The organism is Streptomyces sp. NPDC126503 (genome assembly GCF_040302405.1).
Taxonomy (GTDB): domain Bacteria; phylum Actinomycetota; class Actinomycetes; order Streptomycetales; family Streptomycetaceae; genus Streptomyces; species Streptomyces gulbargensis.
The window spans coordinates 35,673-60,849 of sequence record NZ_JBEORS010000030.1 but is presented as its reverse complement, the minus strand read 5'-3'; the positions used below and the strand labels follow the sequence as shown (position 1 = coordinate 60,849).

The 25,177-nt window shown below is 72.0% G+C and carries 23 protein-coding genes; 14 read left to right on the top strand and 9 right to left on the bottom strand.

The annotated features are described in order from the left end of the window. Nucleotide 1 precedes the first annotated feature (1 nt). The 5 genes from ABTY40_RS28005 to ABTY40_RS27985 all read left to right on the top strand — a co-directional run bounded on the left by ABTY40_RS28005 (nt 2) and on the right by ABTY40_RS27985 (nt 7,262). Nucleotides 2-1,750 (top strand): ABC transporter transmembrane domain-containing protein, encoded by a 1,749-nt coding sequence (locus ABTY40_RS28005; RefSeq protein WP_352062049.1) that lies wholly within the window; start codon nt 2-4, stop codon nt 1,748-1,750. Between the two features lie 5 nt (nt 1,751-1,755). Further along, nucleotides 1,756-3,558 carry an ABC transporter ATP-binding protein gene (locus ABTY40_RS28000; RefSeq protein WP_352062048.1) on the top strand — a complete coding sequence of 601 codons (1,803 nt, stop codon included), beginning with the start codon at nt 1,756-1,758 and terminating at the stop codon, nt 3,556-3,558. Beyond that, nucleotides 3,549-4,808 carry an ATP-grasp domain-containing protein gene (locus ABTY40_RS27995; RefSeq protein WP_352062047.1) on the top strand — a complete coding sequence of 420 codons (1,260 nt, stop codon included), beginning with the start codon at nt 3,549-3,551 and terminating at the stop codon, nt 4,806-4,808. The genes ABTY40_RS28000 and ABTY40_RS27995 overlap by 10 nt, the downstream gene beginning before the upstream one ends. 10 nt (nt 4,809-4,818) lie before the next feature. After that, nucleotides 4,819-6,426, top strand: coding sequence for a PhpK family radical SAM P-methyltransferase (locus ABTY40_RS27990; protein WP_352062046.1), 1,608 nt, complete (start codon nt 4,819-4,821; stop codon nt 6,424-6,426). A 107-nt stretch (nt 6,427-6,533) separates the two neighbouring features. Further along, the gene (locus tag ABTY40_RS27985) at nt 6,534-7,262 is read left to right on the top strand and encodes a thioesterase II family protein (protein ID WP_352062045.1); all 729 of its coding nucleotides are present in this window, start codon (nt 6,534-6,536) and stop codon (nt 7,260-7,262) included. Here ABTY40_RS27985 and ABTY40_RS27980 read toward each other — a convergent pair. Then, on the bottom strand, nt 7,257-8,384 hold the full coding sequence (locus ABTY40_RS27980; protein WP_352062044.1) for an aminotransferase class I/II-fold pyridoxal phosphate-dependent enzyme: 1,128 nt from the start codon (nt 8,382-8,384) through the stop codon (nt 7,257-7,259). The genes ABTY40_RS27985 and ABTY40_RS27980 overlap by 6 nt on opposite strands. Next, nucleotides 8,381-9,439, bottom strand: a complete 1,059-nt coding sequence (locus ABTY40_RS27975; protein WP_352062043.1) for a fatty acid desaturase family protein — start codon at nt 9,437-9,439, stop codon at nt 8,381-8,383. Before ABTY40_RS27975 ends, ABTY40_RS27980 begins: the two co-directional genes overlap by 4 nt. A 461-nt stretch (nt 9,440-9,900) precedes the next feature. On the opposite strand from ABTY40_RS27975, the gene ABTY40_RS27970 reads away from it, so the two are divergent. The 6 genes from ABTY40_RS27970 (at nt 9,901) to ABTY40_RS27945 (ending at nt 16,486) form a co-directional block, all read left to right on the top strand. Further along, nucleotides 9,901-10,248 carry a hypothetical protein gene (locus tag ABTY40_RS27970; RefSeq protein WP_352062042.1) on the top strand — a complete coding sequence of 116 codons (348 nt, stop codon included), beginning with the start codon at nt 9,901-9,903 and terminating at the stop codon, nt 10,246-10,248. After that, a complete protein-coding gene (locus tag ABTY40_RS27965; protein WP_352062041.1) occupies nt 10,241-11,701 on the top strand; it encodes a pyridoxal phosphate-dependent decarboxylase family protein in 1,461 nt (486 codons plus the stop codon). The genes ABTY40_RS27970 and ABTY40_RS27965 overlap by 8 nt, the downstream gene beginning before the upstream one ends. Before the next feature lie 15 nt (nt 11,702-11,716). Continuing rightward, entirely contained in the window at nt 11,717-12,034 is a 318-nt protein-coding gene (locus ABTY40_RS27960) for a Dabb family protein (RefSeq protein ID WP_352062040.1), read from the top strand. Nucleotides 12,035-12,040: 6 nt separating this feature from the next. Further along, the gene (locus ABTY40_RS27955) at nt 12,041-12,955 is read left to right on the top strand and encodes a phytanoyl-CoA dioxygenase family protein (RefSeq protein ID WP_352062039.1); all 915 of its coding nucleotides are present in this window, start codon (nt 12,041-12,043) and stop codon (nt 12,953-12,955) included. Between the two features lie 79 nt (nt 12,956-13,034). Continuing rightward, complete coding sequence (gene hppD, locus ABTY40_RS27950) at nt 13,035-14,048, top strand: 4-hydroxyphenylpyruvate dioxygenase (RefSeq protein WP_352062038.1); 1,014 nt, start codon at nt 13,035-13,037, stop codon at nt 14,046-14,048. After that, a complete protein-coding gene (locus tag ABTY40_RS27945; RefSeq protein WP_352062037.1) occupies nt 14,045-16,486 on the top strand; it encodes an aminotransferase class I/II-fold pyridoxal phosphate-dependent enzyme in 2,442 nt (813 codons plus the stop codon). Before hppD ends, ABTY40_RS27945 begins: the two co-directional genes overlap by 4 nt. A 10-nt stretch (nt 16,487-16,496) precedes the next feature. On the opposite strand, the gene ABTY40_RS27940 is transcribed toward ABTY40_RS27945, so the two are convergent. After that, nucleotides 16,497-16,931 carry a DUF6892 domain-containing protein gene (locus tag ABTY40_RS27940; protein WP_352062036.1) on the bottom strand — a complete coding sequence of 145 codons (435 nt, stop codon included), beginning with the start codon at nt 16,929-16,931 and terminating at the stop codon, nt 16,497-16,499. A 232-nt stretch (nt 16,932-17,163) separates the two neighbouring features. On the opposite strand from ABTY40_RS27940, the gene ABTY40_RS27935 reads away from it, so the two are divergent. Next, a complete protein-coding gene (locus tag ABTY40_RS27935) occupies nt 17,164-18,276 on the top strand; it encodes a DUF5954 family protein (protein WP_352062035.1) in 1,113 nt (370 codons plus the stop codon). A gap of 148 nt (nt 18,277-18,424) precedes the next feature. Here the strand turns inward: ABTY40_RS27935 and ABTY40_RS27930 are convergent, their stop codons facing one another. The 6 genes from ABTY40_RS27930 to ABTY40_RS27905 form a co-directional block, all read right to left on the bottom strand. Continuing rightward, nucleotides 18,425-18,997: a hypothetical protein gene (locus tag ABTY40_RS27930; protein WP_352062034.1), complete on the bottom strand. Its 573-nt coding sequence runs from the start codon at nt 18,995-18,997 to the stop codon at nt 18,425-18,427. A 214-nt stretch (nt 18,998-19,211) separates the two neighbouring features. Then, complete coding sequence (locus ABTY40_RS27925) at nt 19,212-19,586, bottom strand: VOC family protein (protein WP_352062033.1); 375 nt, start codon at nt 19,584-19,586, stop codon at nt 19,212-19,214. 509 nt (nt 19,587-20,095) lie between these two features. Beyond that, on the bottom strand, nt 20,096-20,566 hold the full coding sequence (locus tag ABTY40_RS27920; protein ID WP_502990693.1) for an ATP-binding protein: 471 nt from the start codon (nt 20,564-20,566) through the stop codon (nt 20,096-20,098). A 743-nt stretch (nt 20,567-21,309) separates the two neighbouring features. Next, a complete protein-coding gene (locus tag ABTY40_RS27915) occupies nt 21,310-21,795 on the bottom strand; it encodes a hypothetical protein (RefSeq protein WP_352062032.1) in 486 nt (161 codons plus the stop codon). A gap of 41 nt (nt 21,796-21,836) precedes the next feature. Then, nucleotides 21,837-22,337, bottom strand: coding sequence for a GNAT family N-acetyltransferase (locus ABTY40_RS27910; protein WP_502990692.1), 501 nt, complete (start codon nt 22,335-22,337; stop codon nt 21,837-21,839). Beyond that, nucleotides 22,334-22,696 (bottom strand): ArsR/SmtB family transcription factor, encoded by a 363-nt coding sequence (locus ABTY40_RS27905; protein ID WP_352062031.1) that lies wholly within the window; start codon nt 22,694-22,696, stop codon nt 22,334-22,336. Before ABTY40_RS27905 ends, ABTY40_RS27910 begins: the two co-directional genes overlap by 4 nt. Before the next feature lie 561 nt (nt 22,697-23,257). Here ABTY40_RS27905 and ABTY40_RS27900 point away from each other — a divergent pair. Continuing rightward, nucleotides 23,258-24,643, top strand: a complete 1,386-nt coding sequence (locus ABTY40_RS27900) for an NAD(P)-binding domain-containing protein (RefSeq protein ID WP_352062030.1) — start codon at nt 23,258-23,260, stop codon at nt 24,641-24,643. 360 nt (nt 24,644-25,003) lie between these two features. Further along, on the top strand, nt 25,004-25,174 hold the full coding sequence (rpmF, locus tag ABTY40_RS27895; RefSeq protein ID WP_345278307.1) for a 50S ribosomal protein L32: 171 nt from the start codon (nt 25,004-25,006) through the stop codon (nt 25,172-25,174). Nucleotides 25,175-25,177 lie beyond the last annotated feature (3 nt).

The window sequence follows — 25,177 nt, the reverse complement described above, 5'->3', positions numbered from 1 at the left end:
CGTGAAAAAATTCCCCGTCCCCGACCCCGGTGTCCCCGACCACCGCTCGGCCGCCCGCTACCTGCTGTGGCTCGCCCGGCGGCAATGGCAGCCGGTCGCCCTGGGCACCGTCTGGGGCGTGCTCTGGCTGGTCTCGCTCGCCCTGATGCCCGCCGTGCTCGGCCGGGCCATCGGCGAGGGCATCGCCGCCAAGGACAGCGACGCCCTGCTCCGCTGGAGCCTCCTGGCGCTGCTGCTCACCGTCCTCACCGTGACCGCGGGCATCGGACGGCACCGCAGCGCCATGGCCAACCTCTACGCCTCCGAATTCCGCACGGTCCAGGTGGTCACCCGGCACGTGACCACGCTCGGGGCCACCCTGCCGAAGGTGGTCCGCAACGGCGAGGTCGTCACCATCGGCAGCGCCGACATCGGCTCGATCGGCGGAGTCTTCCAGCACCTCCCGGTCACCATGGGCGCGGCCGGCGCCATCATCGTGGTGGGCGTGCTCATGTTCAGCGCGTCCGTTCCGCTCGGCCTCACCGTCCTCATCGGCACACCCGTCCTGATGGCCGTCACCGCCCTCCTGACGAAACTCCTGCAACAGCGCCAGTCCAGCTTCCGCTCCCTCCAGTCACAGCTCACCTCCATCGCCGTCGACATCGCCGCCGGCCTGCGGGTGCTGCGCGGCATCGGCGGCGAGAAGGCGTTCGAGCGGCGCTACCGGAAGCAGTCCCAGAGCCTCCGCGAGGCGGGCGTCCACGTGGCCCGCGTCCAGTCGCTGTTCGACGCCATGCAGGTCCTCGCGCCCGGCGTCTTCGCCGTCGGCGTCACCTGGCTGGCGGCCACCCTCGCGATCAAGCAGGAGATCTCCCTCGGCGACATGATCGCCTTCTACGGCTACGCCACCTTCCTCACCCTGCCCCTGTCCATCATCGCCGCGGCGGCGAGCGCCACGACCAACGCCTACGTCGCCTCCGGGCGCGTCGCCGACTTCCTCCGCCTGGAACCCGAGTTCGGCCCGGCCGCACCGCCCCCCGACAGCGACGGCGGCGACCTGGCGGCCGGCGTGCCGCCCGCCGCCACGGCGCCCACGGCACAGCTCGCCGACGGCGCGTCCCGGCTGTCCGTGCCCCGCGAGGGCGTGCTCGGCGTGGTCTGCTCCGACCCCGCCGAACCCGCGCGCCTCGCCCTCCGCCTCGCGCGGTTCGCCGACTCCGGAGCCCCGACCCTCGGCGGCGTACCGCTGGCGGAGCTGCCGCTGCCCTGGCTGCGGCGCCGCGTCGTCCTCGTACGCAACGAGGACGCGCTCTTCGGCGGCCCGCTCGGCACCGAACTCGCGCCCTCCGGGCGGGAGGTCGAGCGGGACGAACTGGAGCGGGCGCTCCACGCGGCCGGCGCCGAGGACATCGTCCGGGGCCTGGACGGCGGCCTGGACACCGTGCTCCAGCACGGGGCGAAGAACCTCTCCACCGGCCAGCAGCAGCGGCTCCGGCTGGCCCGGGCCCTGGCCGCCGACCCCGAGACCCTGATCCTGATCGATCCGACGAGCGCCGTCGACGCGCTCACCGAGGCCCGCATCGGAGAACGCCTCGTCCGCCACCGCGCGGGCCGTTCCACGGTGGTCTTCACCTCCAGCGCCCTGATGCTCGCCCAGGCCGACTCGGTCTGCGTGGTGGAGGACGGCGTCGTCACCGCCACCGGCAGCCACCGCGAGCTGCTCGCCGAGTCCCCCGCCTATGCGGCCGTCGTGAACCGCGGAGAGGCGTGATCCCCGTGCCCCCCAAGATCCTTCCCGTCTCCGACCCCGCCGCCGCCCGCCGGTACGGCTGGCAGACCATGCGCCGCCACCCGAAACTGCTGCTGGGCGCTCTGGGACTGAACGCCGCCGCGGCGGCCGCGGGACTCGTCGGCCCCCGGCTCCTCGGCGAACTCGTCCAGGACGTGGCCGGCGGCACCACCACCGGACACGTCACCCGGGTCGTCGTCGTCCTGCTGTTCTTCGTACTGCTCCAGTCGTGGCTCATCCGCGGCGCCACGGTGTTCGGCGGCCGGCTCAGCCAGGCCGTCCTCGCCGAGATGCGCGAGACGTTCATCGAACGGGTCCTCGGACTGCCGCTGTCCACGGCCGAGGACGCCGGAGCCGGCGACCTCATCTCCCGCGCCTCCCGCGGCGTCGACGAGATGCAGCGCACCGCCCAGTACGCGCTCCCGGCGATCCTGACGGCCGCCTTCACCTTCCTCCTGAGCATCGTCGGAATGCTCGCCGTCTCGCCCGCGCTGACCGTCGTCATCCTGGTCGCCGTGCCGCCGGTCGTCCTGGTCACCCGCTGGTACCTGAGCCGGTCGACCGAGGCGTACCGCGCGTACAAGACCGCCGCGGCCGGCATGACCGAGGAACTGGCCGCCTCCACGGACGGCGCGGCGACCATCGAGGCCCTGGGCCTCGCCCGGCGGCGCGTCGCCGCCGGAGACGCCTCGGTGGGGGCCACGTACGCCGCCGACATCGGCACCCTCCGGCTGCGGACGGTCTTCCTGCCGACCGCCGAGATGGGCTACCGGCTGCCGATGATCGCCGCCCTGCTGCTCGGCGGCTACTTCTACACCGAGGGCTGGGCGAGCCTCGCGGCCGTCACCGCCGTCGTGCTGTACACCCAGCAGATGTCGGAGCCCATCTCGCAGGCGCGGGACTGGCTCACCGAGATGCAGACCGCCACGACCTCGCTCCAGCGGCTGCTCGGCGTGACGGAGGTCCCGCCGGACCGCCAGGTGCGCGAGCACACGGTGGACGCCGACCAGGGCCTCGTCATCGAGAAGGTGACCTTCGGCTACGGGGACGGCGAAGGCCCCGAGGTCCTGCACGGCATTGACCTCACCGTCCGCAAGGGCGAACGCCTCGCCATCGTCGGACCGTCCGGCGCGGGAAAGTCCACCCTGGGCCGCCTCATGGCCGGCGTCCACGGCCCCACCACGGGCTCCGTCCGGCTCGGCGGCGCCCCCCTCGTCGAGCTGCCGCTGGAGCAGCTGCGCAGCGAGGTGGCGCTGGTCAGCCACGAGCAGTACGTGCTCGGTGGCACCCTCCGGGAGAACCTGGCCCTCGCCGTCAGGGACGGGGACACCGCCGACGACGAGGTGATCTGGTCGGCACTGAAGGCGGTCGAGGCGAAGGAGTGGGTCCAGGCCCTCCCGGACGGACTGGACACCGTCATCGGCTCCGGCGGCATGGGCCTCACCCCGGCCCAGTCCCAGCAGCTCGCCATCGCCCGCCTCGTGGTCGCCGACCCGGAGGTCCTCGTCCTCGACGAGGCGACCTCCCTGCTCGACCCCACCTCGGCCCGCGACCTGGAACGCTCCCTGAACGCCCTCCTGGAGGGCCGGACCGTGATCACCATCGCGCACCGCCTGCACACCGCGTACGACGCCGACCGCATCGCCGTCATCGACGACGGCCGCGTCGTGGAGCTCGGCTCCCACACCGAACTGATCGCGAACGACGGCTCTTACGCGCGGCTCTGGCGGTCGTGGCACGGCGGGGCCCCAGAAGCGCCGGCCGGCAGGGAAGGGGAGCGATGCTCGTAGTGCCGTACACCGTCGGCCCCGCGAGCCCCGTGCAGATAGCGGAGGCGTGCGAAGGGCGAACCGACCTCGTCTTCCTCGTGGACGCCCACGACCCCCAGGCCGCCCCGCTCGTCCCCCTCCTGGAGGAACTGGCGCCGGTGGTGGTGCACGACGGGAACGCCTCGCGGGTGATCGAGGCGCTCGCGCCGCTGGGCCCGCGCGGCGTGGCGACCTTCGCCGAACCCACTCTGCGGATCGGCGCGGCCGTCGCCGGGGCCTTCGGCCTCCCGCACCACAACGAGGAGACCTGCGGTCTGCTCACCAGCAAGCTGCGGCAGCGCGAGCGGCTGAACGCCGCCGGAGTCGGCCACGTCCCCACGGCCGCGTTCCTGCTCGACGACCCGGCGGCGGTGACCCTGCCGCCGGGGTTCCGCTTCCCGGCGATCGTCAAGCCGGAAGAGGGCGTGGCCAGCAGGGACACGGTGTACGTGGCGTCGGAGGGCGACCTGCCCGCCCGGCTCCGCGAACTGCCGGCCGGCCGGACCTACGTCTGCGAGGCGTACATACCGGGCGCCGACCTCCACGGCACCGACTGGCTCGCCGACTACGTGTCCGTCGAGTCCGCCGTGTCCGGGGGCGCGGTCGGACACCTCGGGGTGAGCGGGCGGCTGCCGCTGGTGGCGCCGTTCCGGGAGGGCGGCCTCGTCTTCCCGGTGCCTCCGGAGGAGAAGACCGCGGCGGCGATCACCGACCTGGCCGAACGGGCCATCGCCGCCCTCGGCATCACCACCGGCCTCGTACACACCGAGATCAAGATGTCCCCCGACGGCCCGCAGGTCATCGAGGTGAACGGGCGCCTGGGCGGCACCATGTCCCGGCTGATCCCGCGCGCCCTCGGACTCGACCCGGTCCGCCTCGCCGTCGACCTCGCCCTGGGCGCCCCGCTGCCGTCCGGCTTCGGCACACCGAGCCGGGTGGCGATGCTGGTCTACGTCCAGGCGCCCATGGAGGCCACGGCACTGGCGGCGACGCCCCCCGCCGCCCGCCTCCGGGCCCTGCCCGGAGTGTTCGGGGTGGACGTCCTCGCCAGGAGCGGCCGGCCCGTCGACTGGCGGAGCGGGTCGCTGGGACGGATCTGCGACGTCTGGATCGACGCCCCGTCACCCGAGCGGCTGCGGGAGCGGTACCGGGCCGTCCTCGACGTCCTCGACAGCGGCCTCGCGTGGAGCCGCGCCACCGCACCGACTCGGGACGACCAACCAGCGGACTAAGGAGACGACCATGGTGGACTGCCTGATCATCGGGCACAACGAAGGGCACTTCCCCAGCGACGTCCAGATGGTGGAGCGCATGGGCGTCGAGTCCGGAGCCTTCCGCGACCTCGCCCTGAGCTACGTGCAGTGGGACGGGACGCCCACGCGCGCGCTGGACGTCTTCAACCGCCTGAACGTCCCCGACGCCCACGGGGACCGGAGGCGCTACCACAACTTCGAGATGCTCTGGCCGGCCGTCTCCTACCTCGGCTCCTTCCTGAGCCGGCACGGCTTCTCCTTCGACTACGTCAACCTCTTCCAGCAGGAGAAGGAGGACCTCAGGCGGAAACTGGAGGACAAACCCCTCACGGTGGCCGTCACGACCACGCTCTACGTCACCGCCGGACCCGTCATGGAAGTCGTCAGGACCGTCCGCGAACAGTGCCCCGAGACGACCATCGTCGTCGGCGGCCCCTTCGTCCAGAACTACCGCAAGCAGCTGGAGAAGAAGGACCTCAACGCCCTCTTCACCATGATCGGCGCGGACATCTACGTGGACAGCAACGAAGGCGAACTCACCCTCGCCCGCGTCCTGTCGGAACTGCGCGAGGGCCGCCCCCCGAGCAACGTGCCCAACGTCATCCACCGCGACGGCGACGAGTTCGTCTTCAACGCCACCGAACTCGAATCGAACCCCCTCGACGCGAACCCCGTCGACTACGGCGCGTTCTCCTCCTCGCTCGGCAGCTTCGTCTCGCTGCGCACCGCCAAGTCGTGCCCGTACTCCTGCGCCTTCTGCGGCTTCCCCGCCCGCGCCGGCAAGTACGTGTACCTCTCGCCCCAGCAGGTGGAGGCGGAACTGGACCGGATCAAGGAGTCCGGCGAGGTCACCAACCTCACCTTCCTCGACGACACGTTCAACGTGCCCAAGGGCCGCTTCAAGAAGCTCCTGCGCATGATGATCGACAAGCAGTACGGCTTCCGCTGGAACTGCTTCTACCGCAGCGACCACGGCGACCAGGAGGTCATCGACCTCATGGCGGAGGCCGGGTGCGAGGGCGTCTTCCTCGGCATCGAGTCCGGCTCGGACCGCATCCTGGAGTCGATGAACAAGACCGCGCGGCGCGCCGACTACCTCGCGGCCATACCCGCCCTGAAGAAGAACGGCATCGTCACCCACGCCAACCTCATCGTCGGCTTCCCCGGCGAGACCGAGGAGACCGTCGCCGAGACGCGGAGCCTGCTGGAGGAGGCCCGGCCCGACTTCTTCCGGGCGCAGCTCTGGTACGCCGACCCGATCACCCCGGTCTGGGAGAAGCGCGAGGAACTCGGCATCCAGGGCTCCATGTTCACCTGGTCGCACCACACGATGGACGCGAAGACCGCGATCGGCATCGTGGACGACCTCTTCGCGACGGTCCGCGAACCCCACTGGCTGCCGCAGACCGGCTTCGAGCTGTGGAGCGTCTTCTACCTGATGCGCCGCGGCATGACGCTCGACCAGGTCAAGGGCGCCGTCGGCGCGTTCAACTCCGCCGTGGCCGAGAACATAGGCCGCGGCAAGCCCGCCGAGATCAGCCCCGGCGCGCTCGCCCGGCTCCGTGAGGCGTACCGGTTCACCGAGGCGGGCGCCTGACGGCGACCCGGTCCACCGGTCACGCCGTCCCGAGAGCGGTCCGGTGCCCCTCCGCACGGAAGGGGCACCGGACCTCCGTCCTCACCCCCCCCGCAGAAGGCGCCTTGATGTTCACCACCTTCCGCCGCCCGCTCCGGCACCAGGACCGCCTCATCTGCTTCCCCTTCGCCGGGGGAGGAGAGAGCCACTACCGGGACTGGGCCGGGCGCGTCCCGGACGCCGACGTCGTCGCGGCCCGGCTCGCCGGCCGGGAGAGCCGCTTCACGGAGCCGCCCCGGACCGACTTCACCACCCTGCTCGACGAGTGCGTCGCGGCCGTCGAACCGTACCTCGGCGCCCGGACCACGCTGTTCGGCCACAGCTTCGGCGGGCTGCTGGCCTTCGAGGTCGCGCGGCGCCTGGAGGCCCGGGGGAGGGGGCCGGCGCTCGTCATCGTCTCGGGCTGCGACGCGCCCCGCACGATCGTCTCCGCGCCTCCGGGGGACCTCGGTGACGCCGCGCTGCTCGCCGCCCTCGGCCGGCACGGCGCGGTCCCCGGCGAGTCGGCGGCGAACAGGGAGCTGCTGGAGCTGACGCTGCCGGCGTTCCGCGCCGACCTCCAGGCCAAGGCGAGCTACCGCGTCGACCCGGCGGACCGGCCGCTGGGCCGGCCGGTCCGCCTCTACTACGGCACCGAGGAGCCGTTCGACCCGGACCAGGCGCGCGAGGGGTGGGCCGAGGTGGTGTCGGGGCCCGTCACCATGCGCGGGTTCCCCGGCGGGCACTTCTTCGTGAACAGCGCCCGCCGGCAGGTCCTGGAGGCCATCGCCTCGGACATGGCCCGGGCCCGGCTATGACCGGTAGCGCCGGGCCAGGTGGTCGTCCAGCCGCTCCAGGGCCTCGGGGAGGACGGTCCGGCCCAGGCCGATGCGGAAGCGCCGGTCGTCGAGGTCGAAGACGCTGTCGGGGAGCAGCAGCACGCTCTGCTCCAGGGCGAGGTCCCGCACGAAGTCCTCGACGGGGACGGGCAGGAGGAGCTTCGGGAAGCCCATGGGGGTGGCGCGGGGCGGCTCCCAGGCGAGCGCGTCCGGGTGCCGCCGGACGAACGCGTCGGCGAGCGCCAGGTTGTCGAGGATGATCCGCCGGCTGCGGGCGACCAGCCGCTCCCGCGCCCGCAGCGCGATGAGCGCCAGGATCTCCGACGGCGCCGAGGCGCAGACCGTGGTGTAGTCCTTGATGCCCCGCGCGGCCCGGGTCAGCGCCTTGTCCCGGGTGGCCATCCAGCCGACGCGCAGCCCCGCGAGCGCGTACGCCTTGGACAGCACCCCGATGCTGACGGTGTGGTCGCCGAGGTCGCTGGCCGCGGGCAGGGTGGTGCCGGGCTCGAACTCCAGGTAGCGGTAGACCTCGTCGGAGACGACGGTGACGCCGGCTTCCGCGGCCAGCGCGATCAGGGCCTCGAACTCGGCGCGGCTCGGCAGCGCGCCGGTCGGGTTGTGGGGGAAGTTGACGAACAGCGCGCGGGTGGTGGGCCGGAGCGCGGCCCGAACCGCGTCGAGATCCAGGCGCCAGCCGTGGTCGGCGTCCAGCCGGACCGTGGTGAACTCGGCGCCCAGGGCGGGGATGACCCGGTGCAGCCCCTCGAACGCCGGCCAGACGACCACGGCGTGGTCGCCGGGCCCCAGCAGGGCGTTGGTGACGAGGAACAGCGCCTCCACGGCGCCGCCGCCGCACACGGTGACGTGGTCGGCCTCGGTCCGCGTGTACTGGCCGGCGATCGCCTCGCGCAGCAGCGGATGCCCGACGGGGTCCGTGTAGCCCAGCTCCAGTCCCTCCCACAGGGCCAGGGCCTCGGGGTCGGCGAGGTCCAGGAGGTCGCGCATGCGGTAGCTGTCGACGTCCGAGGCGCAGGCCACGTACGTGACGGAGGACTCCCACTGACCGAAGAATTGCTCGATCTTGCAGCTCTGCGGAATCACCGCGCCTGGCCTCCTGCGTCGTCGGAACCTGCGGGACCCGGCGTGGCGGCCGCCGGGCGTGCCGGGGCGCTCGCGGGGCCGTCGGCGGGCAGCAGCTCGTAGATCCGCCGCATCCCGCCCAGCACGCCGTCGAGCCGGGGGAGCGCCGCGTACACCGGATCACGGCGCAGGATCGCGTCCACCTGGCGCAGCCGCCACATCGGGGTCCGCGGGAAGAGGTGGTGCACCAGGTGGAAGCCCTCGCCGTCCGCCTCTCCGAGCAGGAAGCGGGACACGAGACCGTACACGCGGTTCCAGGTCAGGTAGATGTCCACCCGCGGCGCGGTCTCGATCAGCGGGAAGTGCTCCATGAGTTCGGCCACGGCCCCGATCCAGACCTGCGTCGTGACCAGCGGCACGAACCACAGCGCGAGCAGCCACGGCCACCAGCCGCCGAGCACGGCCCACGCCACCACCGCGACCAGCAGCGCCACCCGCGTCCACCGCTCGGACGGGCGCTCGTCCTTCGTCACGATCCGGTGCCGCAGCAGGTAGAGCACGTACGAGGCGGTGGCCCGGGGCCCCACGACCGACCGCAGGTACCGGCGCAGGGACGCCCGCCCGAGGTCGTCGCCGCACAGCCCGTTGTCCCGGTACTGCCGGTAGTCGGGGTCGAGTTCGGGATCCCCGAGCCGGCCGTGGTGGTCGCCGAGGTGCGAGGCCCGGTAGCCCGTGAAGCTCTGGAGCACCGGATACCCGCCGAAGAGCGCCCCGATGACGTCGCCCGCGCGGTGGTGTGCCATGAACGCGCGGTGCACGGCCATGTGCAGCACTCCGGCGACGGCCCGCTGCCGGCCGCCGATGAAGAAGACGGCGACGACGTAGACCGGGACGGCCGCCCCCAGCGGAAGGTGGTGGAAGGCGAGCACCGAGGCCGTGCACCAGGCGGCGATCCAGAACCAGTGCTCGATCACTTCGAGTGGCCCGTGCCAGTTGTCCAGACGCGACACGGCCCGGACTTCGGCGAGGATCTCCGGCGAGAAACGGAATCTTTCGTTGCGGTGAGCTGTGGACACAGTCGTAGTCCTCCCCGGCGGGACCTTTCCATGGTGCCATGTGCCCGTCAAGGGCACCTCGGCTCGGCCTGAAGTGGTGCTCCGCCTGCGGTGGTCGAGGTCATCGGCGTGATACGGGGCGCATGCCGGGACGAGGCGGGTGGCACGGCTCCGGCACCGGCCCTGCACGGATGGCGAAACGTCTACAGATACTTCGCGAAATGGGCGCACCGGCGTCGTTGAGAGAGGTGTGCGACTCCTCGTCGAGTTTGACGGACTCTTGCTCGGAGCAGTGTTCGGACTGTAACTTTATGATCGCATGTCGTTTCGTGATCGACCCGTCACTGAATACACGGTAGCCGTCGCCCCCTCCAGGCCGGAATATCCCGGCAGCAGGCTCCACGGGCGGAACCGCATAGCTCCCGCCCCGGCATCTCGCTCCGCTCTCCGCTGTCCCAATCGACTGAGGATGGTTGTTCCGCATGGTCACGGTCATCGAGAACTGGCTGTTGAAACCCGAATTCGCCGAGCAAGCCCTCGAACTGATGCAGGAGATGGACGACATCGTGGGCCCCAACGCCCACGACGACTCGGGATGGTGCGAACACGGGCGCTTCTACCAGTTGCAGAGCCGGCCCGCGGAAGTCTGGATGATGTACACCTGGCGCTCCCGGGAGGCGCACGAGGTCTTCATCAAGAAGGAAGAAGAACTCCTCACGGAGTTCTACGAGCGATACTGCGCGCGGCCCCGGCAGATCGTCTACTTCACGGAACTCCCGGTCGACGTGGAAGCGCTCGCCGACCGGGCCGCCGATTCCCCCCGTGGCTGACGCCGTGCAGGACTGGTCACCCGCCGAGTTCGAAAAGCACGGCGCCGAGGTCCTGGCCGCGATACGCGAGCATTTCGAGCAGATCCGACAGGTTCCCGTCAGCCGCCCTTACGACACGCGGGTTCTGCTCGAAGAGTTCGAAGGCCCGATGCCGGACGACGGCGAGGAATTCACGACGATTCTCGCGGAGACGCGCGAGAAGGTCGTGCCGAACCTGGTGCAGTGGAATCACCCGTCTTTCTTCGGATACTTCCCCACCTGCGCCAGCTTCCCGGGCGTCCTGGCCGAGACCGTCACCGCCGCGCTCAATGTCAACACCATGCTCTGGAAGACGAGCCCCGCCGGCTCCGCCGTCGAGACCGTCGTGCTGCGCTGGCTGGCCGACCTCGCCGGGTACGACACGGACGCCGACGGCCTGCTGCTGGGCGGGGCGTCCCTGGCGACCCTGTTCGCCCTCGGCGCCGCACGCGACGCCGCGCTGGGCCCGGAGGTCCGCGAGCACGGCCTCGGCTCCGCGGGACGGCTCCGCGTCTACGCGAGCGACCAGGCCCACAGCTCGGTCGAGAAGTCCGTGATCGCCCTCGGATTCGGCGCCCGCAACCTGGTGCGCGTCCCCTCCGACGCGCACTACCGCATGCGGCCCGACGAGCTGGACGCCGCCCTGCGGCGCGACCTGGCCGCCGGAGCGAAGCCGGTGGCCGTCGTGGCGACCGTGGGCACGACCTCCACCGGCGCCGCCGACGACCTCGCGGCCCTCGCCCGCGTCACCGAACGCCACGGCGTCTGGCTCCACGTCGACGCCGCCTACGGGGGCTTCTACCGCGCCTGCCCGAGCCTGCGCGACCGCGTCGAGGACGTCCGGGTCGGCGACTCCCTCGTCGTGAACCCGCAGAAGACCCTCCTCGTCCCCCTGGACTCGACCGCCCTCTTCTGCCGCCGGAAGGGAGCCCTCGCGGAATCGTTCCGCCTCGTGCCCGACTACCTCACCTCCGAACGGCCCGCCGCATTCGACTACATGGACCTCTCCCCCCAACTCGGCCGGGGATTTCGCGCGTTGAAAGCCTGGTGGGTCCTGCGCACCTTCGGCCGCAACGGACTGACCGCCCACCTCGAACGCTCCGTCGAGATGGCCGGCGCCCTGCGCGAGAGCGCCGCCGCGCACGAGGACTGGACCGTCGTCGGCACGACGCCCTACCCTCTCGTCTGCCTGCGGTACACACCGAAGCGGGACGGCGAACCGCTGCCCAGGGACGCGCGCGACCAGCTCAACGCGGCCATCGCCCGCGCCGTCAACGAGAGCGGCCGGGCCTTCGTCTCCCACTCGGTGCTGAGAGACGGCTACGTGATCCGCGTCGCCGTGGGAAACGCCCGTACGACACCGGCGGACGTACGAGCACTGTGGCGGCTCCTCACGACGACGGCCGAAGCCCAGTACGCCGAGCAGCGGTTCTGACGGAGGGAACGGCACATGATCCAGCACATCGTCCTCCTCCGGCTCCGCCCGCCGCACACCCCGGACGAACCGGCGCTCCAGGAACTCGAACGGGACACCCACCGCCTCGGGGACGCCGTACCGGCCATCAAGGAGATGAGGTTCGGCAGGAACGTGACGCGGCGGGCCGACGCCCACGACTACGCGCTCGTCGCCCTCTTCGTGGACGAGGCCGCGCTGGCGGACTATCTGGACCACCCCGCCCACCGCGAGGTGTCCGCACGGTGGGCCGCCGTCAGCGACCGCGCCGTCGCCGACCTGTACGAGACCCCGTCCCCCCACGCGGAGGAGTAGGCTCCCTTGGACGACCAGTCCTTCCCTCTGACCGACGCCGACCGCGCCCTGCTGCCCGACGCGACGGACCTCGCGTTCTACGACGAGCACGGATGGTGGCTCTCGCCGAAGCTCCTCACCGACGACGAGATCGACACCCTCCTCGACGCCAGCGAACGCTTCTACGCCGGACACCGAGACCGGCGGCTGCCGCGCCGGCCGAAGCGCCTCTCCTACTGGGTGCCGGACATGGGCGACGTCCAGCGCCACAACGACTACATCCACTACGAGGACGCCACCATCGGCGCCCTCCTCCGCAAACCCCTGATCGGCGCCGTCGCGGCGCGCCTGGCCCGGACCGACGCCATCCGCATCTTCCAGGCGACGCTCATCTACAAACCGCCGCGCCGCGCCGAGACGAGCAACGTCGTCCCCTGGCACTTCGACCGCGACTACTGGGCCACCTCGACCAGCGACAACATGCTCACTGCGTTCATCCCGCTGCACGACTGCACCGTCGAGATGGGCACGATCGAGATAATCGACGGCTCCCACCGCTGGAAGGAACGCGACCGCGACGCCGTCACCTCCCGGCACTTCGCCGAGATCCGCCAGGAAGCCGACGCGGCGCTCCAGGCGACCGCCGCCCACAACGGCGCCGCGATCACGCGGGTCCCCGTCGAGATCCCCCGCGGCCACATGAGCTTCCACCACTGCCGCGTCTACCACGGCAGCGACACGAACCGCTCGCCGCTCCCACGACGCGCGATCTCCCTCCACCTCCAGGACCGTGCCAACGCCTACCGCACATGGATGCTCCCCGACGGGACGACCGCCGAGTACAACCACGACGTGCTGGTCCGGCGCACCCCGGACGGCCGGCCCGACTACGCCGACCCGGAGTTCTGCCCGACGATCTGGCGCGACCCCCACGCCGGCTGACCCGAGCGCGGCCGGCGCCCCCTCCCGCCACGGTCCGCCGAGCCCCCGGAACACCGGCTCCGAAAGGATGACAACCACCGTGCACGACATCGCCTACCTGGAGTTCTCCGCGACCGACCACACCTCGGCGGTGGACTACCTCACCCGGTCGTTCGGCTTCACCGAGGCGGCCTCCTGCGAGGAGCCCCACCGCTCGTCGACGCTGCTGCGCCAGGGCGATGTCCGGATCGTCGTCACCTCGGGCCCGGCCACCGAGCCCTACCTCGCCGCGCACGGCGACGGCATCTCCGACATCGCCTTCTCCTGCGCCGACATACCCGCCGCCCTGGCCCGGGCCGAGGCCGCCGGCGCCCGCCGGCTCGGACCGGCGACCCTCTCCGGCTTCGGCGACGTCCGCCACACCCTGGTCCCGCGCGGCCCGCACACGGACGCCCACCCCGGCCTCCCGGACGACCGCCCCTGGGTCACCGCCCCGTCCCGTCCCGGACCGGCGACCGAAGGCTTCGTCCGCGAACTGGACCACCTCGCGGTCCTCGTCCCGCACGGCACGCTCCACGACACCGTCCGCTTCTACGAGGACGCCTACGACCTCAAGCAGTACAGCAGCGAATACGTGGAGGTCGGCGCCCAGGCGATGGACTCGGTCGTCGTGCGCAGCGGCTCCGGCAAGGTGACCTTCACGATCATCGAACCCGACGCGACCCGCCAGAGCGGCCAGGTCGACGGCTTCCTCAGCCGCAACGCCGGCGCCGGCGTCCAGCACCCGGCGTTCCTCGTCGACGACGTCGTCACCGCGGTCCGCGCCCTCCGCGCCCGCGGCGTCCGCTTCCTCACCACCCCCGACGCCTACTACCAGGCCCTGACCGAGCGCGTCGGCCACCTCCAGGAGACCATCGACGACCTCCGCGACACCCACGTCCTCGCCGACCGCGACGAATGGGGCTACCTGCTCCAGCTGTTCACCGAATCACCCTACGAGCGGAACACCATGTTCTTCGAACTCATCCAGCGCCGCGGAGCCCAGGGCTTCGGCGCCGGCAACATCAAGGCGCTCTACGAGTCGGTCGAGCGCGAACGGGTGAGCGGAGCATGACCGGAACGGCACCCGAGCGGCCCGTCCGCACCCTCGCCGACGACGAACGGCTCGCCCGCGCACGCCTCGCCCCGGACGTCTGGGACTGGATCGCCGGCGGAGCGGGGGAGGAGCGCACCCTCGCCGCCAACACCGAGGCGTTCGACCACCTCCGCCTGCTGCCCCGCGTGCTGACGGGAGCCCAGGCCCCCCACCCCGCGACGAAGGTGCTCGGCACGCCCTGGAGCGCCCCGGTGGGCGTCGCGCCCATGGCGTACCACACCCTCGCCGACCCGGCCGGCGAGCTCGCCACCGTGAGCGCCGCCGGCGACGTCGGCCTCCCCGTCGTGGTCAGCACCTTCGCCGGGCGGACCTTCGAGGAACTGGCCGCCGAGGCGCGGGCCCCCCTCTGGCTCCAGACCTACTGCTTCCGCGACCGGTCCGTCACCCGCGACCTCGTGGCCCGCGCCGAGGCAGCCGGCTTCGAGGCCCTGATGCTCACCGCCGACGCCCCCCGGCTCGGCCGGCGCCTGCGCGACCTGCGCAACGGATTCCGGCTGCCCCCGGGCATCGTCCCCGCGAACCTGCCGGAGGCGGACTACTCCTCGCCCGGCGCGCACGCCGCGACCGAGTTCGACCCCGCGCTCGACTGGACGGTCGTCGACTGGCTCCGCTCGATCACCCGGCTCCCCGTCCTCGTCAAGGGCCTGCTGGCCCCCGGCGACGCCCTCCGCGCCCTCGACGCCGGCGCCGACGGCATCGTGGTCTCCAACCACGGCGGCCGGCAACTCGACGGCGTCCCCGCCGCGATCGAGGCCCTGCCCCCGATCGCGGACGCCGTGGCCGGCCGCTGCGCGCTGCTCCTCGACGGCGGCGTACGCCGCGGCACCGACGTCCTGGCCGCGCTCGCCTCCGGCGCCGACGCCGTCCTGATCGGGCGTCCGGTCCTGTACGGCTTGGCCGTCGACGGCGAAGCGGGCGTACGCCACGTTCTGCGGACCCTGTGCGACGACCTCCGGGACGCCATGGCACTGGCCGGGGCGGCCACCGTCGCGGACGTCACCGCGGACCTGCTCGCCCCGCCCCCGCGCCGGCGGCCGGTGCGCGGCGCCGACACGCCCCCGCCGTCGCCGCGCCTGCCGTCCCCGCCGGACGGCCGGATGCGCAAGGAGGACCTGCACGCCAGTCTGGCCGACCCGGTGCTGGACACGATGACCTTCCTCAACGAGATCACGGCGCGCTACCCCGACGCCGTCTCCTTCGCCCCGGGCCGCCCCTTCGAGGGCTTCTTCTCCGTCGAGGACGTGCACGGCCACCTCGACCGCTACCTGGACCACCTGAGCGGCCAGGGCAGGACGCCCGATGAGATCCGCACCTTCCTGTACCAGTACGGCGCCGCGGCCGGCCAGATCCGCGACATCGTCGCGGACTCGCTCCGCGCCGACGAAGGCATCGGCGTCGCTCCCGAGGCCGTCGTCGTCACCGCCGGCTGCCAGGAGGCCATGCTCATCACGCTACGGGCGCTGTTCCGCGACCGCGAGGACGTCCTGCTCGTCTCGACCCCGGCCTACGTCGGCATCACCGGAGCCGCCCGACTGCTCGACATCCCGGTCACGGGGATCGAGGAGGACCCCGTCACCGGACTGTCCTGCGCCGCCGTCGAGGCCGCCGTCCACGCCGAACGCGCGCGCGGCAGACGCCCGAAGGCCCTGTACGTCGTCCCGGACCACTCGAACCCGTCGGGCAAGACGATCGACGCGCCGACCCGGCGCGAGCTGCTGGCCCTGGCGCAGCGCCTCGACCTCCTGATCCTGGAGGACAGCCCGTACCGCGGGGTGAGCCCCGGCGAGCGCGTCCCCACCCTCAAGGCCCTCGACCGGGACCGCCGCGTCGTCCACCTGGGCTCGTACGCGAAGACCGCCTTCCCCGGCGCCCGGGTCGGCTTCGCGGTGGCCGACCAGACGGTCGTCTCCGCCGACGGCACCACCACGCTGCTGGCCGACGAACTCGCCAAGGTCAAGAGCATGGTGACCGTGAACACCTCGACCCTGAGCCAGGCGGTCGTCGCCGGCATGCTCCTCGCCGCCGACGGAGAGCTCTCCCAGGCGAACGCGCCCGCGGCCCGTCACTACGGCGACGCGCTGAAGACCCTCCTGTCGTCCCTGGAGGAACACTTCCCGGCCGCCCGGCGGAGCGCGCACAGCGTGCACTGGAACGCCCCGACCGGCGGCTTCTTCCTTGCCGTCCACGTCCCGTTCACGGCCGACGAGCAGGCCCTCGCCCGCTCGGCGCAGGACTTCGGCGTCATCTGGACGCCCATGGCGTACTTCCATCCCGCCGGCGGCGGAGAGCACACCATGCGCCTCTCCTTCAGTCTCCTGGCGCCGGACGACATCCGTGCCGGCGTCGGACGACTGGCCGCCTTCATCGCGGCGGAGACGGCGCGCACTCCGGGCTGACCGCCGGGCCTCAGTCGGTGTCGATGCCGCGGGCGGCGAAGACCTCCGCCGCGTCCGGAACGGCCAGGACGCCGTCCTCGACGAAGGTGACCTCCCGCAGGTGGGGCAGCAGGTCGAGGTCGTCGAGCGACCGCACGTCGAAGAGGTCGTCCTCGCCGTCCCAGGCCGGGGCGCAGTGCCGGAACACCTCCGCCCCGGCGTCGAAGCACAGCTCCTCGACGCCGGCGAGCAGTCCGGCCGGAATCTCCAGCGCCTCGAAATGGGCCCGGGCCTCCGGCAGCACCTCCGCGTGGAGGCCGTTCTCCAGCACATAGGAGACGGGGTCACCGATCCCGCGCTCCGCCAGCCGCGCGGGCAGGTCGAAGACCGGAAGGACGGGCTCGGGGCCGTACATGAGCTCCTCGATGACGAGCAGCTTGAGATTGAAGTCGCGGAACTGGCTCATGGTGCATGAGTACCACGGCGGTACGACAACACTTCCGGGCGGGCGTCCGGCGACGACGAGGCCACACCCCGCCCACTCCCTGGCCCACCTCCCTGGAAAGCGAGGCGAACGACGACCCGGCCCCCGGCCACCGCGGGCTGTCACGGCGCCCGGGGGCTTTCGCCGACAAAAGCCGAGGCGGAGATCCGGTGAAACGGCCATGCGAGTGCCCAAGGGCCGTCACGATGGTGACGTGAGCGAACAGGACGCGGGGCCGGGCAACTGGCCTGTGCTGGTGAGGATTCCGACAGAGCCGGTAGAGGCCGCGATGGAGGCCGATGCCGCCGACGCGGCGGCACGCCACAGCGCCCTGGCCATACGCGGCCCACTCTTCGGCGTCGCCTCACGGCACCGGGAGCAGGACGGCGGACGGCGGTGGCGGGTCGTCGTCGAGATCACCCACGGCTGTCCGCAGCAGGCCCGCGACGCCCTGAACTCCCTCCTCTGGTTCCGGGCCAAGGACATGGCGAAGACCCGCCAGGAACGCCGCGCGCTGCTGGCGGCGGTGGCCCGCCTGGAGAAGGAACCCGTGGACGAGCTCACCGTGCTCGGCACCCGCTACCGCGTGGTGCGGGCCGAGGAGTACGCGGCCCTCGACGACCGCGGCCGCATCGAAAAGCCGCGACCCACCGACCCCGAGCCCCTCACCCCCGACTGGCACCCCGGCGCCGGCGCCCGCGGTCCACGGGTCGACGACGGCCTCGTCCTGGACCCGGACGCACCCCTGTCCCCGCTGCAGGCGGTGGAACGCGTCGCCCTGCGCCCCCTGGCCTACAGCGGCACGCGCTTCCCCGCCCCCGTCCTCGCCGATTCCGCGCGTGCCGTCGTCAGCCATCCGGACGTCCTGCTGATGCCGGCGGCGTTCCTCATCGTCGAGCGCTCCGGCGACGGCCCCTGGTCGCCGGGCAGCGGGCTGCAAGCCACCGCCCACGACGCACGCCGCACCCTGGACTTCGCCCTGACCTGGATGGAACCACGCACCCGCGGCCTGATCCCCTACGACGCCGACCCCACTGTCGACGCCCGCCACCCGCCGGCCGGCACCACCGACGAGGCAGCCACCGAACTCGAAGAACTGGCCGAAGCCGCAGACAGACTGCGCGCCGGCCGCTGCGACGAGGTCGAGGCACACGGCACCATCTACCGGATCGCCCGCTCCCGACGCCTGCTGCGCTGGGGTCCCGACGGACCGGAGGGCCCTCGCCCGTCCGACATCAACACCTGTGCTCCCGCGGTGTTCCACCCGCGCCTCGACGAGGACGGCACCATCCGCTCCGACCGGCCCGCGGGTGACGAACCCGCCTGAGACGACAGGGTGCGGCGGGCGCCTACAGCGCCTGACGCGAACCCGAACCCATCGTCTCGCACAGGAACAACTCGAACGGGCGCAGGGAGAGGCGCCGCAGCGAACCCCGAGGACATGAGACAGCGGCCCGACGGCTCGGTCCGACCCTTCAGCCGGCGGGCGTCCGGCTCCGTGGGGGAGCGGTGGACAGCAGAGCCCAGATCCTGCGTCCTTCGTCCGAGGCGTCGACGCCGCAGCTCACCGCTGCGCCGATCCCGGCGAGCGCGGTCAGCACGCTCTGGTCGGGCTCGGCCTCGGTGTGGCTGAGGACCACGACGAGGAGCATGCCGTCCTGGTCAGCCAGGTGGACACTGACACGCTTGCCCGCGTCCTTGACGGCCGCGTCGACGAGAAGCCGTACGGTCTCCTCCAGACACCCGTCCTGGGGATGGCTGTACTCCCACCCGCGTACGGCCTGGGTGACATGCCGGGCCGCCTTACCGGCCGCCCACGAGTCAGCGTTCAAAACCCAGTTGCTGACGCGCCGGTTCCTCACCGCCATGCGAGGCCGGCGGGCCTCGAGAGGCGCCTGGCCGGGGCCGGGCAGGGGGAGCGCGGTGCCGCCGTACTTCGTCTTCGGCTCGGGCCGTGGGGCCTCGACCGGCTTCTTCTGCGGAGGCGGCGTCCGAGGCGGATAACTCGGCGGGACCTTCGGTCCCTTGTTCTCCGTCGGATCGTTCAACGGAACCTCCTCGCGCACTGTGGATGCCCCTACCCATCGTGACAGCAGTCCAGAGCCCACGTTTACCACTTCGCTTCATTCGCCCCAGCCCGCCGGACCTCCCCGCCCAGGCACTTGACGGTTCGGGACCCGACGGCTGACGGGTAGGCCCGGGTACGTCACTGTCCCAGGGCGCGGCCGGGTACCGCGTTCCGGGTACCCGGCCGGACACCGGTTACAGGTACTGGCGCGTGATGAGCTCGATCAGGTGACCGGCGGGGTCCTTGAAGTAGACCCCGCGGCCACCGTGCTCGTTGTTGATCTCACCTGAGCGTCGCATCTGCGGATCGGCCCAGTGCTCGATGCCGCGATCACACAGACGCCCGTAGGTTCGGTCGAACGCTTCGTCGTCCATCAGGAACGCGTAATGCTGCGTCTGGATCTCCATCGGCGGCTCTGCGAACTGCAGCAGCACACCGTCGGGGAGCTGGATGTTGGCGAACGGGCCCCAGGACGGCGCTTCTGAGATCTCCAGGAGCTCGCGGTAGAAAAGAGCCGACTCGTTGCGGTCTTTCGCCGCGATGATGGTGTGGTTGAACGTGACGGTCATGAGGATGGCCTCGCTGGTGGTTCGACACGGCGGGAAATGGGCTCGGGACGGGCGAGCGCTGGGGGTCCGCGTGACGAACGGGGGTGCCTTCTTCGCACCCGCCGAGGGATCAGCCCTCCACCGGGTGGCCGATCCGTGTATGGCGCAGGGCCGTTCCGGTGTTCACGACAACAATCCTACATGCGGGGCGCGGTGCGAGCCGTCGAATGACGGCCGGTGCTGGACCGCGCCCCGCAGCCCCGGTCCCACCCGCCGCCCGTACCGCTGTTCCGCCCCGGCGACCTCGTACCCCTCCTGTCCCACCCCACGATCGAGTGGGGCGCGGTCGGCCCACCGGGAAGGGCCTCACTATGAGGCTCTGAGAGTTCGGACAACCCGTGGCCGTGGCGATGACACTCGCGAGCACCCCGCGAGCTGAACCACCTCGGCGCACGGAACGCGAGGCGCGCACCGCTCGAGCCCCGAGGTGCCGGCGCTGATCCCCCTGCCGAGGCGCTCGGGCCAGGACCTCACGGGCCGGTTTCGTCTCCGAGCGGGTCGGTCAGGGCCACGGTGGCGGTGATCCGTTTGCCGACCGGTTCGCGGTGGATGGCGAAGCTGCGGCAGAGGGCCATGACGATTTCGAGACCGTGCTGGCCGACCCGTGCCGGATCGGCCGGGCGGGGGAGAGGCAGGTCCGGTTCGGTGTCCCAGACCGTCACCGCCACCGCCTGGCTGTGCACCTTCAGGGTGAGCAGGAAGGGGCCGGGGGCGTGCCTGCGGACGTTGGTGACCAGCTCGCTCACCACCAGCTGCACAACGTCCACCGCGTCGGCGGACACCTCCAGGCCGTGAACCGTCTGGACCTCCGTCAGGAACGAACGGGCCAGGGTCCGGGACACAGCGATCTCCTCGCTGCCCTCGAAGGCAGCGGAGACCGACACCGGCACCGGGTACTCCGCGAGCGTCCGAGAACCCTCGTCGCGTTCAAGCATGTTCATCCCGACCGCCTCACGTGCGAAGCACCCCCCAATAACGCACCCCGCATACCCCCGAATCGGCATCACATACCCCGCGCGGCACCAGCAACCCCATGAAGCCCGGTACTTCACCGGGCAACCCGAGGTCTCGGGGGCTCGGCGCCTGGTACGCCGACGTCCTCACCCCCCTTTCCCCGCCGGTCCGGACCGGGACGCCACACAGCTACTCCTCGGCCCACCACCGGGAGTTCGCCCGCCTCGCCGCTGCCTGCCGTCGGCGTGGCGGCCGCGGTGGTGGAGGCGCTGGCGAGGTCCACCCGGCCCCAGGTCGTCACCGTCACCCGGCTCCGTCGGCCCACCCGGTCGCAACGCCTCTCATCGCACTGCCCGTTGCGCTCTCACCCACGCAAGGGGCAACCCTCCCGGCGCCCGGCTCGGGCCGGAACCGTGGAGGGCATGCAGACACCCACCAGCTCGCAGTGCGTCTTCTGCTCGATCACTGCGGGCACCGCCCGGTCCGTCGTCGTCCGGGAGTGGCCCGACGCTCTCGCAATCCGTTCCCGCTCCGAAGGCGTGAACGACGGGCACGTCCTTGTTGGAACTGGGCATCGGCGTCTACGACCGGAACAACGACCTGATACGCCGGATCACCCTGGTTAATGCACGTGTGACCAAGCAGGCGAACGGAACGGAATACGACTGCCTCGGTGTCACGTACGGCCCCGCGCGGACGGAATGACCGTGCGTCACCGAGCTGGAGGGGATCACCGCCGACCCGGCCGGGGGCCTTGTTCCGCGTCTCGGCGCTGACCTTCCTTGCCGCAGCGGTGACCGCTTCGCGGAAGTGACCGCTCTGCCACAGCGCCCGCGCCCTGCCAGACCCACGGATGCATCGTCGGGGCGCTGAGCCGCGGAGCGTCGTCCCCCAGACGTTCGCGGATCACGGCATCCCGCTGGAGTGCCACGTCGGCGCGCTGAGCGGCCTCCCGGTGCCGACACCAGCGGTTGACCTCCTCGTTGCGGTCGCGGGGGACCTCGGTCTTCCAGCGCGGCAGCACCCGGCCGAGGATCTGCTCCACCACGTGGGCACTCGTGACGACAACCCGTTGTGATCCCCTGTTGGGCAGGCTGCTGCCGAAGAGCATCACGCCGGGCGGGTCCGGCGGCCGGTACCGCTCGGTCGGTTCCAGGGAACGGGTGAGCTCGCGGCGCCCCGAGTCGATGTCGACAGTCGTCTCGCCATCAGCCACACACCCGCCGACACTGAAACCCGCCCGGCCAGGACGGGCCTTCAGCGGACGGCGGGGCTGCGGCGCTCGACGAGTACGACGTCCCGCCACACGCCGTGGTGCCGGCCGATGCGCTCGCGGGTGCCGATGATTCGGAAGCCGGCCCGCTCGTGGACGGAGAGGCTGGCGGTGTTCTCCGGGAAGATGCCGGACTGGATGGTCCAGATCCCGGCCGCCTCGGTCGAGTCGATGAGCGCCTTCAGAAGGGCGGAGGCGACGCCCCGCCCGCGGGCTTCGGGGTGGACGTAGACGGAGTGTTCGACCACACCGGCATACGCGCACCGGTCGGAGACCTTGGTGGTGGCGACCCAGCCCAGGACCCGGCCGGCCTCGTCCACGGCGGCGAAGCGGTGCGCGGGCAGCTTGGCCGTGTCGAACTGCTCCCAGGTCGGAGCAGCGGTTTCGAAGGTGGCGTTGCCCTCGTCGATCCCGGCCTGGTAGATCGCGATCACTTCGCGGGCGTGCGCCGCGGTGAGTGGCACCACCAGGGCCGAGATGGTCACGCGGCGGCCGCCTTGGTGAGCAGCTGCCCCATCGCCGCGAGGACGGCGGGCTCGACCCGGTAGTACACCCAGGTGCCACGCCGCTCGGAGGAGAGCAGCCCGGCCTCCTTCAGCTTCTTCAGGTGATGGGAGACCGTGGGCTGGGAGACGCCGACGTCGGAGATGTCGCAGACACACGCTTCCCCGCCCTCGTGCGAGGCGACTGCGGAGAACAGCCGCAGGCGCACCGGGTCGCCGAGTGCCTTGAACATCTTCGCCGTCCGCTCGGCCTCGTCCGCGGTCAGCGGGCGTTCGGTGAGCGGTGGGCAGCACGGTTCGACGTCGGGCTGGAGCAGCGGCAGCACCTTCGCATTCGACATACGTCTATGTTGACACGTCGAACCAGGGGTCAGGAGGGCGAGGAGGCGTGGGCGGCGTGGTTACGGGGCGCTCTGGCGGGCGGCCGCGCGGTTCGCGGTCGATGTCTCGCCGGACCGACCGCCGACGACAGGCACGCGCTGTCACTCCAGCCGGCGTGCGGGAGGCGTGGGCGGGCGAGGACGGTGTTCTCCCGGCGTCCGGGTGGCCCGCGTCGTCGAGGGCTCCGGACGGCGGAGCGAGGGGATCGAGGTCGTGCCGGTAACCGGTGGGCGGGATGATCGCGCCCGTCTCCTCCGCCCGTGCCGCCGACCCGTGTGAGGCCGGGGCCGTCGACGCGGGTGAGCGTCGGGCGCCGGTCCGGTCGTCCGGCGACGAGGCGGCGCGGCAGCGGTCGCCGTCCGCGGTGCGCGGTACGGCGAACCCGGACGGGCCTCCTCGAAGACGGTCGAGGCGCTGCCCGCCCAGATTCGATGAATGTCTATGTTGACGTTTATCGATATCTCTTGCCATGCTGCAGGTGGCAGGAGATCGACAGACGTCGAAATACAAGGGGACTCGTCATGAACGCCACCACCACCGACACCGAGCAGCTGCCCGTCGTGGTCATCGGAGCCGGCCCGGCCGGCCTCGCCGCCGCCGCCCACCTGGTCGACCGGGGTCTGGAGCCGCTCGTCCTGGAGGCCGGCACGCAGGCGGGTGCGGCGGTGCGCGAGTGGGCGCACGTGCGGCTGTTCTCCACCTGGGGCGAGGTCACCGACCCGGCCGCCGAAAAGCTCCTCGCCCCCACCGGCTGGCAGAAGCCCGACGCGACCACCTACCCCACGGGCGGCGAATGGGCCGAGCAGTACCTCCAACCCCTCGCCGACGCCCTCGGCGACAAGGTCCGCCTCGGAGCGACAATCACCGGAGTCTCCCGCTCGGGCCGGGACCGGATCGTCGACGCCGACCGCCAGGCCCAGCCCTTCGTCGTCCACGTCACCTACGCCGACGGCCGCGAAGAGAGGCTGTTCGCCCGCGCGGTGGTCGACGCCTCCGGGACCTGGGCCACCCCGAGCCCGGCCGGCGCCTCCGGCCTGCCGGCCCTCGGCGAGAAGGCCGCCGCCGACCGGACCTCGTACCGCGTCCCCGACCTCACCGACCTGGCCACCCGCGCCCGGTACGCCGGCAAGCGCACCGCCGTCATCGGCTCCGGCGCCTCCGCCTTCACCGCGCTCGCCACCCTCGCGGACCTGGCCAAGTCCGAGGGCGGAGCGGGAACGAAGGCGGTGTGGATCTTGCGCCGCGGCATCTCCGGCTCCACCTTCGGCGGCGGCACCGCCGACCAGCTGCCCGCCCGCGGCGCCCTCGGCCTCGCCGCCAAGGCCGCCGTCGACCAGGGCCACGCCGAGGCGGTCACCGGTTTCCGCACGGAGGCCATCGAACGCGACGCCGACGGCCGCCTGGTCCTGGTCGCGGAGGACGGCCGCCGCCTCGACCCGGTCGACGAGGTCATCGTCCTCACCGGCTTCCGCCCCGACCTGTCCTTCCTCGACGAGCTCCGCCTCGGCCTCGACGAGCGCCTCCAGGCCCCGGTCGAGCTGGCCCCGCTGATCGACCCGAACCAGCACTCCTGCGGCACCGTCCACCCGCACGGTGTGAAGGAGCTGTCGCACCCGGAGGAGGGTGTCTATCTGGTCGGCATGAAGTCCTACGGCCGCGCCCCGACCTTCCTCGCCCTCACCGGATACGAGCAGGTCCGCTCCGTGGTCGCCGCGATCGCCGGCGATCGCGAATCCGCCGAGCGCGTCGAACTCGTCCTCCCCGAGACCGGGGTCTGCGGCGGCGCCGGCCTCTTCGACCAGCCCCACGCAGACGAGGCAACCGACACCGGCGGTGGCTGCTGCGCCCCGGCCCCGGCGCTGATCCAGCTCGGCACCGGGGACCCGGCGCCGTCCTGTGGCTCGTGACCGAACAGCACCCGCATGAGCGGGGCCGCGACCGGGGGCCGGCCGCGGCCGCGCTCGCGCGCGGAAGCCGCAGCGCCGCAGGCTCGCCGCGGGACCGGGACAGGATGCCGTACTCCGAGGGTGACGACTGCCCGCAGGGCGGCCGAACCGACATTGCCCTCGCGTGCGCCCGGGGGTCCCGGGTGTTCGTTGTCGGGTCCGTGGCCACCAGGGTTGGGTGATCAGGGCCGCCGAACTGCCGATGGACCGGGCGCCCCGGAGTGGGGGGCGACCCGATGGTCAACCACAAGGGCAAAATTGAGAATGGCAACCATTTTCATATAGCCTCTGGGGGAACACACCGGACCGAGGAGTCTCACGATGGCCGTCCCCAAGCGGAAGATGTCCCGCAGCAACACCCGCCACCGCCGCGCCCAGTGGAAGGCGACCACGCCCCAGCTGGTGCCGGTCACCATCGACGGGGCCGTGTACCAGGTCCCGCAGCGTCTGGTGAAGGCGTACGAGCGCGGCCTCATCCAGCCGGAGGGCTGAGCC

What these genes read in the sequence shown, in the direction of transcription:
- ABTY40_RS27970 (WP_352062042.1), top strand. Translation starts at nt 9,901, where the DNA reads ATGGTCACGGTCATCGAGAACTGGCTGTTGAAACCCGAATTCGCCGAG.
- ABTY40_RS27940 (WP_352062036.1), bottom strand. Translation starts at nt 16,931, where the DNA reads ATGAGCCAGTTCCGCGACTTCAATCTCAAGCTGCTCGTCATCGAGGAG.
- rpmF (WP_345278307.1), top strand. Translation starts at nt 25,004, where the DNA reads ATGGCCGTCCCCAAGCGGAAGATGTCCCGCAGCAACACCCGCCACCGC.
- ABTY40_RS27990 (WP_352062046.1), top strand. Translation starts at nt 4,819, where the DNA reads ATGGTGGACTGCCTGATCATCGGGCACAACGAAGGGCACTTCCCCAGC.
- ABTY40_RS27905 (WP_352062031.1), bottom strand. Translation starts at nt 22,696, where the DNA reads ATGTCGAATGCGAAGGTGCTGCCGCTGCTCCAGCCCGACGTCGAACCG.
- ABTY40_RS27900 (WP_352062030.1), top strand. Translation starts at nt 23,258, where the DNA reads ATGAACGCCACCACCACCGACACCGAGCAGCTGCCCGTCGTGGTCATC.
- ABTY40_RS27925 (WP_352062033.1), bottom strand. Translation starts at nt 19,586, where the DNA reads ATGACCGTCACGTTCAACCACACCATCATCGCGGCGAAAGACCGCAAC.
- ABTY40_RS27945 (WP_352062037.1), top strand. Translation starts at nt 14,045, where the DNA reads ATGACCGGAACGGCACCCGAGCGGCCCGTCCGCACCCTCGCCGACGAC.
- ABTY40_RS27960 (WP_352062040.1), top strand. Translation starts at nt 11,717, where the DNA reads ATGATCCAGCACATCGTCCTCCTCCGGCTCCGCCCGCCGCACACCCCG.
- ABTY40_RS27920 (WP_502990693.1), bottom strand. Translation starts at nt 20,566, where the DNA reads ATGAACATGCTTGAACGCGACGAGGGTTCTCGGACGCTCGCGGAGTAC.
- ABTY40_RS27985 (WP_352062045.1), top strand. Translation starts at nt 6,534, where the DNA reads ATGTTCACCACCTTCCGCCGCCCGCTCCGGCACCAGGACCGCCTCATC.
- ABTY40_RS27995 (WP_352062047.1), top strand. Translation starts at nt 3,549, where the DNA reads ATGCTCGTAGTGCCGTACACCGTCGGCCCCGCGAGCCCCGTGCAGATA.